This window comes from candidate division WOR-3 bacterium, from assembly GCA_016926475.1.
GTDB lineage: Bacteria > SDB-A > SDB-A > SDB-A > SDB-A > JAFGIG01.
In genome coordinates this window covers 1-14,694 of sequence record JAFGON010000052.1, presented here as the reverse complement: position 1 = coordinate 14,694, position 14,694 = coordinate 1, and the positions used below count along the sequence as shown (strand labels likewise).

Here is a 14,694-nt window from a genome sequence, read left to right as displayed (position 1 = left end):
CTGTCGTTTATGATAAAAGAATACTTTCTCATCTCTACCTCCAGGATTTCTTGAAAACATTAGGGAAACCGTTCATGTTTCCTGTTTTCCAGGGAGTGACGTTTTTTGTGTATTTCTTTAAAGTCAAAATATAATCATGTTCAGCCATAAATTTTCTATGATAGATATCGAGCGCGAGAGCTATCGCGACAGCTTCTTCTTTTGAAACGTTAGTGTTTTGTTCTCCGTCTCTTATCTTTTTGGCTCGTTTTTTATTCTCCTTTGCTTCAATGCCCAGGAGTATGGAATGAAAGATGTTGACGAAAAATTGAAGGAGTACCAGACCGATAAAGACGACCAACATACCCACGATAGCGAGCATTCCCGGCGAAAGGGCGCCTTCTGTGGCTGAATTTAAGATACCAGAAAAATTTACCATTGCTCTATAGCGGGATGTTCCCGTGTTTTTTTGGCGGCAACGATTCTCTTTTAGTAGCGAGCATTTCCAATCCTTTTATCAGCCGGAATCGGGTCGTCGCCGGTTCAATCACATCATCGACATACCCCCTGGATGCTGCAAGATAGGGGTTGGCAAATTTATTCGTGTATTCTTCTTCGAAAATTTTCGCTGTCTCTTCGGGATTTTCGGAGCTTTTTATCTCTTTTCTGTGAAGTATCTCTACCGCGCCTCTCGGGCCCATAACTGCTATCATAGCGCTCGGCCAGGCGTAGTTCAAATCCGCGCGCAAATGCTTGGAGCTCATTACATCGTAAGCTCCGCCGAAAGCCTTCCTTGTTATGACGGTTAATTTCGGAACTGTAGCTTCGGCGAAAGCGAAAAGTAGTTTCGCCCCATGTTTTATGATGCCTCCGTGCTCTTGTTTTGTCCCCGGCATAAACCCGGGAACATCGACAAAAGTAATTATTGGTATGTTGAAAGAGTCGCAAAACCTCACAAACCTCGCTGCTTTCACAGACGCCTCAATATCGAGGACACCTGCCAGGTACCTCGGTTGGTTAGCGACAATCCCTACCGAATGACCGTTCAGTCTTCCAAAACCAATTATTATGTTCGGAGCGTAATTTTGATGTATTTCGACAAACTCACCGGCATCTAGAACTTTTTCGATTATTTCCTTCATGTCGTAGGGCTTATTAGGATTTTCCGGTATGATTTCGTTAAGATATAATTCAATCCTATCGACCGGATCGTTGCAAGGCAGAATATCGGGATCCTCCATGTTGTTTTGAGGGAAAAAGCTCAGGAGTTTTTTTACAACCAAGAGAGCCTCTTCCTCTTCCTCCGTCACAAAATGCGAAACGCCGCTTTTTGTTGAATGAATCCTCGCTCCGCCTAAAACTTCTTCGTCTACAACTTCACTCGTCACGGTTTTGACGACTTTTGGACCCGTGACGAACATATAGCTTTTTTTGTCGACCATGACTATAAAATCCGTAATGGCCGGGCTGTAAACCGCACCTCCCGCGCAAGGCCCCATGACAAGGGAAATCTGAGGGACAACTCCGGAATAGATGACGTTTCTGTAAAATATTTCGGCGTATCCGGCTAAAGATTCTATACCTTCCTGAATCCTCGCGCCGCCTGAATCATTAAGCCCTATTATCGGCGCTCCCACTTTTGCTGCTGTATCCATCACTTTGACAATTTTTTCAGCGAATGTCTCAGAAAGGCTACCTCCAAAAACTGTGAAATCATGAGAAAAAACGAAAACTAGCCTACCGTTTATCGTTCCGTAGCCGGTTATTACGCCATCGGATAGTATTTTTTTCTCCGCGAGATTTGGATCATCGCTCCTGTGGGTGACAAACATATCAAATTCTTCAAAAGAGTTTTCGTCGAGAAGTTTTGCAAGTCTTTCTCGCGCGGTCATTTTTCCTTTCTCATGCTGCTGCTCTATTCTCTCTTCTCCGCCTCCGAGAAAAGCCTGCTCTTTCATATCATGCAATCTTTTCAACTGCTCTTCACTCATTTACACCTCTTTAATATTGTTATTACAATATTTCAACTATTATCGTAAATATAACATGGCGTCAAATTTTTGGACAATTTTTATTTTTAATGATGCCTTCGAAGCCTTATAATTATGAAAAATTGAGGGGAAAAAAATGAAAAGGTACAGACCGTGTTCTTTCAGGATAGAATCGGAGATAGGAGAGATATGCGATATCGCTTCCAAGCCGACAATCTATTCCATAAGTCCATGGGTCTGCGACGAATGCACGATGATGTATCCTGCTTGTGAATACCTCGAAGCTACTGTTTTACTGGGAGAGAAAAATACCGGCGGTGTTACAGCTTCAGTCATTAGAGCAAGATGCCGCAAGAAAAACATTTCTGTCAACACTTTTACTTTCGAAGAATGCTCAAAATGCGAAGAGTTCGTCATGAAAATGCAGAGTGCAAAATACGACGAATTGACCAAACTTTATATGAGAGATTATTTCAACAAAAATGCAAGACAACTGTTTCTGTCCGCGGATGATTCTTCTCCTTTTTCGGTCATTTTTTTCGACTTAGACCATTTCAAGCAAATAAACGACACATACGGACATCAGACAGGGGATTCTGTCCTCAGAGAAGTCTCCGAAATCATCAGAAACGAGACATCTTCTTCAGGCGCCGCGTGCAGGTACGGCGGTGAAGAAATCGTGGTGTTGATGCCATCCGCGGAAGCCTCAAAAGCTTTTGAAATAGCTGAAAAAATTAGAAAAAAAATTGAAAGAACGAATTTCAAATCCGAAGGTAACAGTTTAAACGTAACCCTATCATCTGGAATCTCCGAATACCCGAAATTCAACTCAAGATCCGAATCAGACCTGGTGGAACAAGCGGACAAAGCTCTTTACAGGGCTAAAGAGGAAGGCAGAAACAGGACGTATATATACGACCCGAACCTGGATTCAGAAGACAACATTCTGTCCCTTGAAATAGATTTCCCCGGAATGCCATCATTCTCGACTGGAGGCATGATTGAAATCATACAATGGATGCCCTATCCCTCTAATCCCAAAAAAATCATGGCTCTGAAAATTAAAGATCTGAGAACCGGCGTTGAAAACAAAATAACCTCAGAGAGGTTCGAGGAAATTCTCAGGTTCTCAGGTGAACCCCTGAATTTTTCGTTCACCGGAAAAGTCGAAAACATATCCCTGTCCGAAAAAAGATCTATCTTCGTCGTGAAAATCAGAAACAGCTCCTACAATTTTATCCTCGAAAGATCAATTTCATACCTCAACGCAAAAATGCTCGCCATTCAAAAAAGCATAAAATCATTCAAGAGGTCCAAAAGCTGATGTGCGGAATCGCTGGAATTCTCTCAATAAATAGCGACGTCGATCCCGTGGTCATCCTGAATATGACAAATCGCATAAAACACAGAGGCCCTGACGATGAAGGGTTTATTCACGTCAGCGATTCAGGATGCATCACCGAACTGCGGGGCGACGACAGTAAAATCAATAAACCAGCACACATAAAAGACTTCAACAGACCCGCAAGACTTCTTCTCGGGCACAGGAGACTTTCGATCATTGACACTTCCAGCGCCGGTCATCAGCCTATGCCGTACAAAAACCGAAGGTATTGGATCGCCTTTAACGGAGAGATATACAATTACCTCGAATTGAAAGAATATTTGAGATCTAGGGGCCGCTTTTTTTACTCCAACACTGACACTGAAGTCATCCTCGCGGCTTATGATGTATGGGGAGAAAACTGCGTAAAACATTTCAACGGAGACTGGGCTTTTGCTCTTTACGACTCCGTCAAAAATGCTTTGTTTCTGTCAGTTGACAGAGTCTCCGTAAAATCTCTTTACTACCGCGCCACGGAAAATTATTTTATCTTTGGATCCGAAATCAAAGCTCTGTTCGCCTCCGGGCTTGTAGAAAGAAAACCGGACTTAAACCAACTTATGATATATGTATTTTCCTGGCTCCATGACTTTTCCGAGAAAACAATGTACGAAGGCGTATACAGACTTAAACCTTCTACAAATTTAGTAATTGACACGAAAAACCTGAGTGCCCAGGAAAAAAAATACTGGAACTGCCCTTTCGAACTCCGCCGGGAAATATTCGACGGGAAAAAAGCCAAAACCTATTCATCCGAGGTAAGAGATATTCTCATAGATTCTGTCAAATTGAGGCTGAGAGCAGACGTTCCTGTCGGATCATGCCTTTCAGGCGGCGTAGACAGCTCATCTATAGTCATGATTATAAACAATCTTCTTAAAGAAGAAGGGATCGAAAGCGTAGGAGAAAGGCAAAAAACATTCACTTCTGCATACAAAAATGAAAAATACGTTGACGAAAGCTTCTGGGCAAACAAAATCATAAAAGAATCCGGTGCCGAAGGTTTTTTCATCTATCCTCAAGCTAAAGAATTCGAATCAGACATGGCCGATCTTATTGATTGCCAAGATGAGCCCTTTTCATCAACATCGATCTACGCTCAATACAGGGTCATGAAAGAAGCTTCAAATCACGTAAAAGTTGTCTTAGACGGTCAGGGTGCCGACGAATTATTCGGCGGGTATTTTTTCTACTATCCCTATTTCCTCGCCGAGGGCAATTTAAGAGATCTCCTTTTTAGAAAGAGGCTTTACGGAATAAAACAAACTCTTAATGAATTGAAACTATCCTCCATTTACAAAATTCTAAATTCTGAATTTGCCAAAAACCTCAGAGAAGTTCTGTCCCAATTTTACATTACAAATATAAAGAAACGTTCTTTTAAAACAGCAGAAAACAATAAAATCCCTTGGAGTGAAATTTCCTCTATTCAAAGAGAAAGACTAAACCTTCCCTTCAACAAAATTCTCCACAACGACGAGCTGGGTTTCAACCTTCAGGGATTGCTTAGATACGAGGACAGAAACTCCATGAGATGGTCGGTTGAGTCGAGAGTTCCCTTCACGGATTACAGGCTTATAGAATACGTAATGAAAATTCCGTCCTGTTACAAGATTCACTTGGGCTGGCAAAAATGGATTCTAAGAGAATCTGTTGCAGGAATTGTCTCTCCTTCAACGGTATGGAGAAAATCAAAGCTGGGATTTCCAACACCTGAAAAGGAATGGATGTCCTATATTTACCCGGATAAAATCACAAAAACACAAAAATACGACAGTGTTTTTTGGAGAATTATTAATTCCGAGTTGTTCCTATCCGGTATTCCAAAAGTCTCTTAAGTAGCAGTCGAATTTTTCAACAGTGTGGTTCTCTTTTATAAAAAGCCTCGCCTTATTCCCCATTTCTTTAGCCTTTTCAGTATTATCCAATAGTTCCTTGATTTTCTCAGAAATAATCCGCTCGTCAATATCGACGATGAAACCAAACTCCTTTTTCACCAAAAGTTCAGTGTCTCCGCCTTTAGAAGAAATTATCGAACATCCACAGGACATTGCTTCGATGAGACTTTGAGAGGGGTAGTTATCGTCTTTTAGACTTACGAAAATAATAGCCGATGCGAGTTCTTCGCTTATGTCTTCTTTAAAAAACAACCTGACGTTGATACCTTTCAATTCTTCTTCAACAATTTTTTTCAACTCATCCTCTTGAGACCCTTTGCCAATAATGCAAAATTGTGCGTCTTTTAATCCCGCCAATTTCACGGATTTCAGGTAAGTCATTGGCCTATGGTAGCTTTCCAGTCTCGCTGCAAAAACAATTTTTGGGACTTTATCAGAAGGTTTGAATTTTTCCGTGTCAGTAAAACTGCACTTTGACACGAATATCTTCTCTCTTTTTATACCCTTGAATACGATTTCAGGCACAGCTCCAGGAGAAAGTACGTCTACCCTGTGGCAAAGTTTCAAAGCGAGCAAGTTGAAAAACAAACCGAATTTTTCACTTGTCAGTTTTGAAAGGTCTATAGATGGCATTGTTATCGTTATCTTGAACAACTGTAAAATCAACAAAAGGAAAACGGCGTAGACACCAGATAGTACAGCATGGATGACTTTTGGTTTTTTTACGAAAACATAAATTGTCAAATAAAAAGAAGCCATAAGAACATCTAATTTACTCAATAAAAAAGAAAATCGGTTTTTGTATTTCCATCTGCCGTTGTAAAAAGCGCTGAAAATATTTGGAAATACGACAATTTGTTCTGTTGCCGATAAAAGACCGGATTTTTGTATTTTCAAAAAAAGACTTTTATTTATAAATAACGTAATATCATTTTTTTTATCTCTGGCGTACTCAAAATACCTTGAAAACCTTCTCTCTGTTCCGCCGTAAGAGTCACTGATAAGGACGAGGATTTTATTCATTGATCAATGAATCCGCTTTTTTGACAATCTTTTCCCACTCGATGTCGGAGTTGAGTTTCTCCCGAGCTTTAAAAACATTCATGTAAGCTTTTTTTACCTTCTCTGTAGAAATTTCATCTAAAGTTCTTACAATAGATCGGACTGAAAAACCTTCGCTGACAAACCCGATGTTGAATTCATCAATTATTTTTTTCATCTCAGGAGAAGGTCCGCTGAAAACAGGAAGGCCGGCCATAATGTATTCAAAAAATTTATTGGGAAGGGATATTAGGTTGTTGAAATTCGAAGGGTAAATGTATGCAACTCCTACATCGTAGTCCTGAGATTGGATTATAAGATCCTTCATTTGGACTGGATCTACGAAATAAACATTTTTCATACCAGAACAAAAATGTTTAAGTTTTGAAATCTTCCCGACAAGCCTAAGGTACAACTCAAATCTTTCAGGGAAATGGCTTATTGCTTTAGCGAATATTTCAATCTTTCTCATCGGTAAATACACCCCGTGGTAATAGAATTTTACTGGGTGACAGAACTTTTTATCTTCAGGTTTTATGTCAGCTTTAAAAGCGCAATTTCTGATAATTTCAGATTCAATTCCATAAAACTCTCTTATTTTAAATTTTATGGACTCGTTAACCGTATAAACTGCATCGGCGCAATGGATAAATTTATTCTCGATTTTTTCGCAAGCTGGAATCACAGAAATTCTTTTTTTAATATCCCGTAAATGTTCCTCTCTCGACCACTCGTGCACATCATAAATAAGTTTCGCCGAGTATCTTTTTTTTAAAGCGCAGGCAAGTGGAAGAGTAGGCCAATCGTTTACAAGAATCAAGCTTGGTCGGAATTCTCTCTTAATTTTTTTCTTAATCCATTTGTATTTTTCTGAATAAGCTCCGATTATGTCTCTAATCAGCAATTTTACAAAGAAAAAAAAGAAACTTATAGAATCAACGCGTCCTCTGCCATCCAAACATTCAACTTGCCAGTCCTTTTTGCGAAAATAGTTAAGATGCTTTGTTATTCTCGGGTCATTGCTTATGTCGGTGTGAGTGACAATTAAGATTTTCTTTTTCTTCAATTCGACAAGACCGAAATTTGTTTATCATGCTTTTTTATGCACGATTCTATGATCCGCATATTTTCCCTAGTCCATGATATTGTTTTTTCCAGACCTTCTGCCAGTGAAACTTTTGGGTGAAAATTCAAATCGCGAGAAGATTTTTCTATGTCACCAAAACGCCTGCCAGATCTATCCCAGTTTCTTCTTGGCAGCAAATCAATGTTGTTCTGATTGTCGCATAATCTGTTGATTTCTTGAGCCAATTCAAAAATTCCGGTTTCCACACCGCTTGCCAAGTTGTATACTTCTCCGCTCTTGCCCAAAATTGCCGCTTTTAAAAGTCCTTCAGCGATATCATCCACAAAAATAAAATCTCTTGAAGAATTACCGCTGTTTTCAAGTAAAAGAGGTTTTTTTTTCAAAGCTCTGTAAATAAACACAGGCACGACATTTCTCCAAATAGTTGAAATAGTGCCCCTCCATTTGCCAGCACCAAGAATTTCACCCGGTCCATAGACGTTTTGAAATCTAGCTTTAACAATTTTTAAACCTTTGTTTAAAAAAAAATAATTGGCGTAGAGCTCTCCGGCAATTTTTGATATCTGGTATGGTGAATCCATGTACAAAGACACAACATCTGATTCTTTTGTAGGCTCAGGTGTATCGTAAGTTTTAGCCGCGGTTGTGCAACCAGCGGAAGAATACACGGTCATTTTTACTTTTTTAAAATCTGATATTTTTTTGAAGAATTTCAAAGAAGTCAACAAGTTGTTTTCATGATCGGCGATAGGATCAAATATTGAATTCTGATTTCCATGAAAAGTCGCCAAGTGGAACACATGGTCAAATTCATCACCGAGATTTTCTAAAATTTGGTCATCGGCGCAGGATCCTTCTATCAGTTTTATCCTAGTGTCATTGGGAAGATTTTCCTTTTCAGAAGACAAAAAATTATCTATTACTGTAATAGAAAAGCATTTTGAAAGAAGGATTTTTTTTACAAGATTAGAACCTACAAAACCCGCCCCGCCTGTGATCAGTATCCGTGAACCTAAGAGCTTGTCTTCTATCATTTTTTGAGATGGGTGTAAGTTGTTTCAATCCTGTTTTCTCTGTACCACTCCACAGCTGATTTGATGCCTTCTTCAAGAGATGTATGAACTTGCCAGTTAAAATCAACCCAGGTTTTTTGGGGGTCCAAGAGAATGGTGTAAGTGTCGTCAGGAGATCTGGGCTTAAATTCTGCTTTTTGTTTTTTTGATTCGTCTATGAATTTCGAAAGAGTATCATATAGTTCTTTTATGGAGTAATCCTTGCCTGAAGACACATGATAAAAACCGCTCTTTTCAGTCATTGAAATCGCTTTTATGACAACCGCTATCAAATCGTCAATATAGATAAAGTCTCTTCTAGTGTCAGCCACAAAGCATTTTTCACCGGACATCAATCGTTTGTAAAATGTCGGCAGAGGGCCGCTTAAATTTCGGGGGCCGTATGCGTTGGCAAGTCTAAACGATATGAAATTTAATCCGCTCAATGAAATAAACAATTCTCCAGCAGTTTTCGTAATGGCATAACTGCTGCCTCCGTTGTATTTTCCTTCAAAAAGAGGATGGTTCAATGTTATTGGTTGTTCAATAGGATTCAATCCGTAACAAAGGGATGTCTGAAAATAAATAAGACGCCTGACATCGGTTTCTTTTGAATGTTTTAAAACATTAACAGTTCCCAATACGTTTGTTTTTACGTCCTCTCTCCAGTCGTCGGGAGATTTATAGGAAGCAGCTGCATGTATGACGGTTTCAGGTCTGTGTTCAGAAAAAATTTTCCCGAGTTGATCGTCATTTGAAATGTCCATTTCAAAAAAAACCACTTTGCTGTTTACGTTTTCTTTTCTGCCGGTTGCCAGGTTATCAACTACGACGACCTCATCCCCTCTTTCAATTAATTTATCAGCCAGGTGAGATCCAATGAAACCAGCTCCTCCGGTAATTAAAACTTTCATATCATTCCTCTTTTATTAATGTTTTAAAATAGGTTTCTCTGTCATGAAACTGTTTTTGCCATATTTCAATGCATAGAAGACCCCATATCTTTCTGCCGAATTCTCTTTCATCCGAAAGTGAAGAAGCAATTCCCGAATTGTCTACATAAGGTCTGTGGGAAGCCGCTTCCGATGAAAAAATATCCAAAAAATAAGCTTTCAATTCATTTTTCATCCATTTGACCAGAGGCACAGGAAATCCCATCTTGTCTTTTCTGTTATTAATAATCGGGGGTAGTAACTTCCCGACAGACGTTCTTAGCAAATGCTTTAGTTCTCCATCTTTGAATTTGACGTTTGATGGTGCTGTCGCGACAAATTCCACGAGTTTGTGGTCAAGAAAAGGCACTCTTGATTCAACACCGAAAGCCATGCTCATCCTGTCTTCGACGTGCAATAAAGCCGGTAAAAGAGTTTTAAAATCAAAATGGGTCATTTTGTCGAAATAAGATTCTTTCCCGACGTTTTCAGCGCTGAAAATTTTTCTGAATGTTTCATAAGGTGAATAATCGCCGAGATTGTTCCATTTTATTTCGTCTTTAAGAGTGTTTCTCCTGTTTACAAGCCTGAAATATCGGCTGTCCATATCTTCAAAAAGACCTTGAGCCCAAAATTCCTTGAAAAGAGGTTTATAATTGCTGAGCGTTTTTAAGTTAGGAATTATTGATTCATAAGTCACAATGAAATTACCATTATTCAATGTGCCATCTATGGCGCCTTTAATACATTGTTCAAAATAAGCCATCAGGTAACGGGCATACCCTCCAAATATTTCGTCAGCTCCTTGCCCTCCAAGTACAACTTTTCTGTGTCTTTTCACAACCGAAGAAACCATAAACTGCGGAAATGAGCCTGGACCAGCCACCGGATAATCCAAATGGTAAATGACTTTTTCTATGTTGTCGATGAAATCATCTGAAGTGATGTCGATATAATGAAGATCAAAACCGCTGAATTCAGATAAAACTCTTGCAAAATGACTTTCATCATAATCTTTTAATTCACCGAATCTTCCGTTAAAACCAACATAGTCTTTTTCAATTCCTTTTGAAGCGAATAAATTGACCAAGCTAGAATCCAGACCTCCGCTAAGATAACCTCCGATTTTCACGTCACTGATTTTATGGTATTTGATTGACTGTATGAAAAGATTTTCAGTCATTTCCGAGAAATATTTCTCAGTGTGGTTGAAATCGATGTTGAAATAAACCTGCCAGTATCTTGAAGTCTCGATTTTAGAATAACTAATTGTCATGTAATGCGCTGGCAATAATTCTTTTATATCTTTGAACAGGGTTTTTCCGTCCAGGCAAAATTGAAAAGTGAGATAATCTTTGAACCCTTCAACATCGGTTTCAATTGTGTTTATAAAGGGCATGAGCGCTTTTACTTCAGATGCGAAATAAAATATCCCCCCCTGCAAGAAATAATAAAGAGGCTTTATCCCGAATCTGTCCCTTGCGCAGAACAGGGATTTTTGTCGATCATCCCAAAGGACAAATGCGAACATTCCCCTGAATTTCTGGAGGCAATCTATCCCCCATTTACAATAGGATTTCAATATAACCTCGGTATCAGAATCGGTTTTAAAATTCTCCTTTCCGATTTCATCCCTGATTTCCTTGTAGTTGTAAATCTCTCCGTTGAAAATGACGACGTTGCCGTTTTCATCTGTCATTGGTTGCTTTCCATTGGCGAGATCTATGACACTGAGCCTTTTGTGCGCTAATCCAACAAATCCGTCTCGATGTCTCCATATATTTTCATCATCGGGACCTCGGTGAGCTTGAAGTTTATTCATTACACGGAGTTTTTTATCCAAGCCGCGTATTTTGTTACCGCTTAAATCAAAAATACCAGCTACGCCGCACATCTTTTTCCGACCAACCTTTTAAGAGTTGCAATGATTGGTTTGGGTAACATTTCGACGATTTTTGATCTCAATTCAATGTAAAAATATATTTTTGCCCAAGCCGATAATTCACAGATTTCGTTTAAAAAATAACAGATCTGAGACCGGTTGTTGTTTTTGTATTTGACTTTCTCTTCTCGAAACACAGTTTCGAATATTTTCTGTACAAATTTTTTGTAGGTATAATTTTCTTGTAAAACAATATCTCTGAAAGCATTTTCTGCGATTTCTTTTCTGATATCGTCTTTTTTGACTATATCGAGAATTTTTTCAAGGCTTTTAAATTCTTTATCGATTGGTATATAATGGACCCAAGGCTTGAATATACCGTTATACTCTCCCTCGACTAAAATTTGACACGTCTTCGTCAAACAGGCTTCAAAATGTCTTGGAGATAATGCGAAAAGGCCGAGGTTACCGTCAATTCCTGGAAAACAATTATTTTCAACCTCTTTAAAGCTTGCTCCAGGATTTATTTCCAAGTATTTTTCGGTTCTCTCCCTTATGCTTCCATCGTCATCCAGAATACTCGAACCTCCTTCCACCCCGATAGTATATTTGCACTCTCTCAGAAAATCAAACCATTCTTCGCCTTTTATTGTATCTTCGTCTCTAGTCGAAATATCAGTTTTTAAGCCATATTCAAGCGATTTCATTTTAAATTTATCTGCAACAAGCGACTTAAGTTGACCGTGTTTTCCTAGCCAAAAAGAAGCCTTCCATGCCCTGTAACCTATATCTATTTTTCTTTTTAGATTATTATTTTTCTTAGATTCTTTATCTATTCTGCTCTCGGAAATGTACCCGGTCAAAACTTCCTTTATTTTTACAAATTCAGATTTCGCCAGATCTCTATAAATCTTTTCCCATTCGGAAGGAGGGGAAACGGAAAACACATATTCAACATTGAAATCTCCTATAAAATCACGCACTTGATCCATATTGACAAATTCATCCTGAGGTAAAGCGGCTTTTAGTGCCCTTATTTCTTTGAGAGGCATCAACTTTTCTTTTAGTTTTTTGAACAGAACCCTGTTCCACCTCGAGGAAAGAAAAATAGTATGAAATATTATCAAATCGAATTCAACCCTTGACAGCCACACTGGAAATTTTCTCTCTTGAATGTTCAGATAAAAGCATCTTGAGTCTGAATGCTTTTTAAAAGAATAGAGATGATCTTTTATCGCGACTCTCAGAGGAAAATCTCTGTAAGCGTAAACAATCAAAATATTTTTTTTCACTCTCATTCCTCAAGATTTTCTAAAACAGTGATAAACTTTTTTTCTTCGATCTTCCAATTGTATTTTTTCTCAGCACGTCTCAAAAAGATTTTCATTGAAGGCAGCATCGGTTTTCCCGAAGAGATGCTATATATCGATTTTTCAAGCGATTGAGCTGAATTTATCCTGAAAATCTCTCCAATTTTGTTTTTTTTCACAACCATATTTACATCTTCCAAATCCGAAGTAAGAATTGGTATTTCAGCGCTGATGTATTGGAACAGCTTGTTTGGCAAGCAATATTTGAAATTTGAATATGTGTTGTCGACAAGTACAACGCCAAGATCCGATCCCTTTATAAATGGCACTATTTCGTTTGCTACAAGGTCATCAAATATATATATTCTGTCATTTATGAATTTCAAGTAAGAATTATCAATGAACCGATTGTGGTTTTTCCCTACCAGAACTAACTTATACTTTCTGTCCAGCGACAAAACCGCTTCAACTAAAAGGTTAATATTTACACAGTTTTTCCCATTTCCCGACATGAGAACAATGAAATCTTCTTTCTTGAAATAGTCTCTAATATTGCCTCTTTTAGAAACTTTGTCTAAAGTTCGATCGTGAACGTTCATTATAACAACTGGTTCCGCGGCATACTTTTTTTTCAGCACCTTTGAAATTCCCGGACTCACGGTCAGAGTAGCATTTGAATAATGTATTGAATATTTCTCAATTTTACCTAACAAGAAATCATAAATTTTCTTTAGAATTGTATTCTGGTAAATGTCACCCTGTCCCAAATAATACTCATGAGCGTCGTAGATAAATTTTGCTCTTTTGTTTCTTGTCCTGAAGAAAATCGGTAAAAAAGGAAAAGGTGAATGCATTATATATAAGTCGCTTGAAGGTATAATTCTCATGGGATAATAGATACAATTCAAGAAATAAAATCTGAAAATATTTTTACAAGAGACAATTTTTTTTTCAATCCATCCGAAAATATTATGCCTTGGCTTTTGTGTCGGTTTTATCTGCGGGGACTGCATTGGGCGAATCAAATCAATGTTTTCCGGAAATTCGAAATTATCGCTTTTTTCGAATTCAACCCCCACGACACTATAACCATTTTTCGAAAGCGAGATTAATTGTTTAAGAGCCCTGCTGTCATTTTGATAAGCAACTGTAGTGACAATACAGATTTTTTTCATTTTTTTACAAAAACAAAATTCATCATGTCTGTTCCGTCAACTTTCCTGATTGTATTTTTCATAATTTTATCTATAGTCGAAAGCATTTTATAGGCGGTTTTTTGCATTAAACCGAGTTTTATGTCGCTTAAAACTTCTATTTCTTCATCTCCCTTTTCAGGAATCTTTACATCGCACATCTCACTTATATGAAGTAAATCCAAAAAACTGAAAGCGTTCTGACCGCTAAACCAGAATTTTTGAAGTTTAAGACCCAATTTCTCGATCAGACAGAGGTTGTTTTCGTCGAAAAGAGAGACGTGATATGGAGGTATTACATTGTATGAAGATTCTTTTGAAAACAATCTGTTAAACCTTGAAAACCTTGGCGTGTTCAAAACCAAAACACCGCCATTTTTAAGAGTTCTCAAAGCTTTCTTTAGAAAGTCTAATGGCAATGGTATGTGTTCGACGACAGAAATCAGGCTCAGTACGTCAAATGTCTCTTTCATTTGAGGGTTATTATCCAGATCTGATTCAACAACCTCAAAACCAAAATGACCTCTAGCAAACTCGGCTGATTTTGAGTTTGTCTCGTTTAAACATAATCTAAAGGAATTCGTCGCGTTTGCCACCATGCTTAAAAAAGCTCCTATTCCACCTCCAATATCAAGCCAATAACCTTTTTGGACATATTCTGTAACGCTTTCAAACAACGCTCGATATTCATCGAAGCCGACCGATACGCTTGAATGTGTTTGCGAGCTTAAAGCTCTTGGGATTTCGATAAATTCTCTGACAGAGTTGTAATACTGTGAATTGTAAAAATCTGAAAACATCTCATTTGTCGGTGATGGGTTGAGGAAAACAAATTGGCAATTTCTGCATTTTGAATAATTCATTCCGAATTTTTTAAATATAGACGTTATTTTTTTTGATCCACATAACGGGCATGAATCTATAATTTTCCATTTGAGTGGATAT

General features: G+C 38.2%; 12 protein-coding genes. 2 read left to right on the top strand and 10 right to left on the bottom strand.

The window, feature by feature from the left end; translation table 11 throughout:
• Positions 1-34 precede the first annotated feature (34 nt).
• Together JXA84_05220 and JXA84_05215 are read right to left on the bottom strand one after the other, a co-directional pair.
• Complete coding sequence (locus JXA84_05220) at positions 35-418, bottom strand: OadG family protein (GenBank protein ID MBN1150604.1); 384 nt, start codon at positions 416-418, stop codon at positions 35-37.
• A 4-nt stretch (positions 419-422) separates the two neighbouring features.
• Positions 423-1,970, bottom strand: a complete 1,548-nt coding sequence (locus JXA84_05215) for an acyl-CoA carboxylase subunit beta (GenBank protein MBN1150603.1) — start codon at positions 1,968-1,970, stop codon at positions 423-425.
• 136 nt (positions 1,971-2,106) lie between these two features.
• Between JXA84_05215 and JXA84_05210 the strand changes: the two genes are divergently transcribed.
• Both JXA84_05210 and asnB (JXA84_05205) read left to right on the top strand, forming a co-directional pair.
• Complete coding sequence (locus tag JXA84_05210; GenBank protein MBN1150602.1) at positions 2,107-3,294, top strand: GGDEF domain-containing protein; 1,188 nt, start codon at positions 2,107-2,109, stop codon at positions 3,292-3,294.
• The gene (gene asnB, locus JXA84_05205; protein ID MBN1150601.1) at positions 3,294-5,192 is read left to right on the top strand and encodes an asparagine synthase (glutamine-hydrolyzing); all 1,899 of its coding nucleotides are present in this window, start codon (positions 3,294-3,296) and stop codon (positions 5,190-5,192) included. Before JXA84_05210 ends, asnB (JXA84_05205) begins: the two co-directional genes overlap by 1 nt.
• On the opposite strand, the gene JXA84_05200 is transcribed toward asnB (JXA84_05205), so the two are convergent.
• From JXA84_05200 to JXA84_05165, 8 genes are all read right to left on the bottom strand, one after another.
• Positions 5,166-6,275 (bottom strand): glycosyltransferase, encoded by a 1,110-nt coding sequence (locus tag JXA84_05200; protein ID MBN1150600.1) that lies wholly within the window; start codon positions 6,273-6,275, stop codon positions 5,166-5,168. The genes asnB (JXA84_05205) and JXA84_05200 overlap by 27 nt on opposite strands.
• Positions 6,268-7,197, bottom strand: coding sequence for a glycosyltransferase (locus tag JXA84_05195; protein MBN1150599.1), 930 nt, complete (start codon positions 7,195-7,197; stop codon positions 6,268-6,270). Before JXA84_05195 ends, JXA84_05200 begins: the two co-directional genes overlap by 8 nt.
• 158 nt (positions 7,198-7,355) lie before the next feature.
• Positions 7,356-8,414, bottom strand: a complete 1,059-nt coding sequence (locus JXA84_05190) for an NAD-dependent epimerase/dehydratase family protein (protein ID MBN1150598.1) — start codon at positions 8,412-8,414, stop codon at positions 7,356-7,358.
• Positions 8,411-9,346: an SDR family NAD(P)-dependent oxidoreductase gene (locus JXA84_05185; protein ID MBN1150597.1), complete on the bottom strand. Its 936-nt coding sequence runs from the start codon at positions 9,344-9,346 to the stop codon at positions 8,411-8,413. Before JXA84_05185 ends, JXA84_05190 begins: the two co-directional genes overlap by 4 nt.
• A 1-nt stretch (position 9,347) precedes the next feature.
• Positions 9,348-11,258, bottom strand: coding sequence for an asparagine synthase (glutamine-hydrolyzing) (asnB, locus tag JXA84_05180; GenBank protein ID MBN1150596.1), 1,911 nt, complete (start codon positions 11,256-11,258; stop codon positions 9,348-9,350).
• Positions 11,246-12,538 (bottom strand): hypothetical protein, encoded by a 1,293-nt coding sequence (locus JXA84_05175; protein ID MBN1150595.1) that lies wholly within the window; start codon positions 12,536-12,538, stop codon positions 11,246-11,248. Before JXA84_05175 ends, asnB (JXA84_05180) begins: the two co-directional genes overlap by 13 nt.
• A gap of 2 nt (positions 12,539-12,540) precedes the next feature.
• A complete protein-coding gene (locus tag JXA84_05170) occupies positions 12,541-13,731 on the bottom strand; it encodes a hypothetical protein (protein MBN1150594.1) in 1,191 nt (396 codons plus the stop codon).
• On the bottom strand, positions 13,728-14,694 hold a 967-nt coding region (locus JXA84_05165; GenBank protein ID MBN1150593.1), incomplete at its 5' end, for a class I SAM-dependent methyltransferase. The genes JXA84_05170 and JXA84_05165, both read right to left, overlap by 4 nt.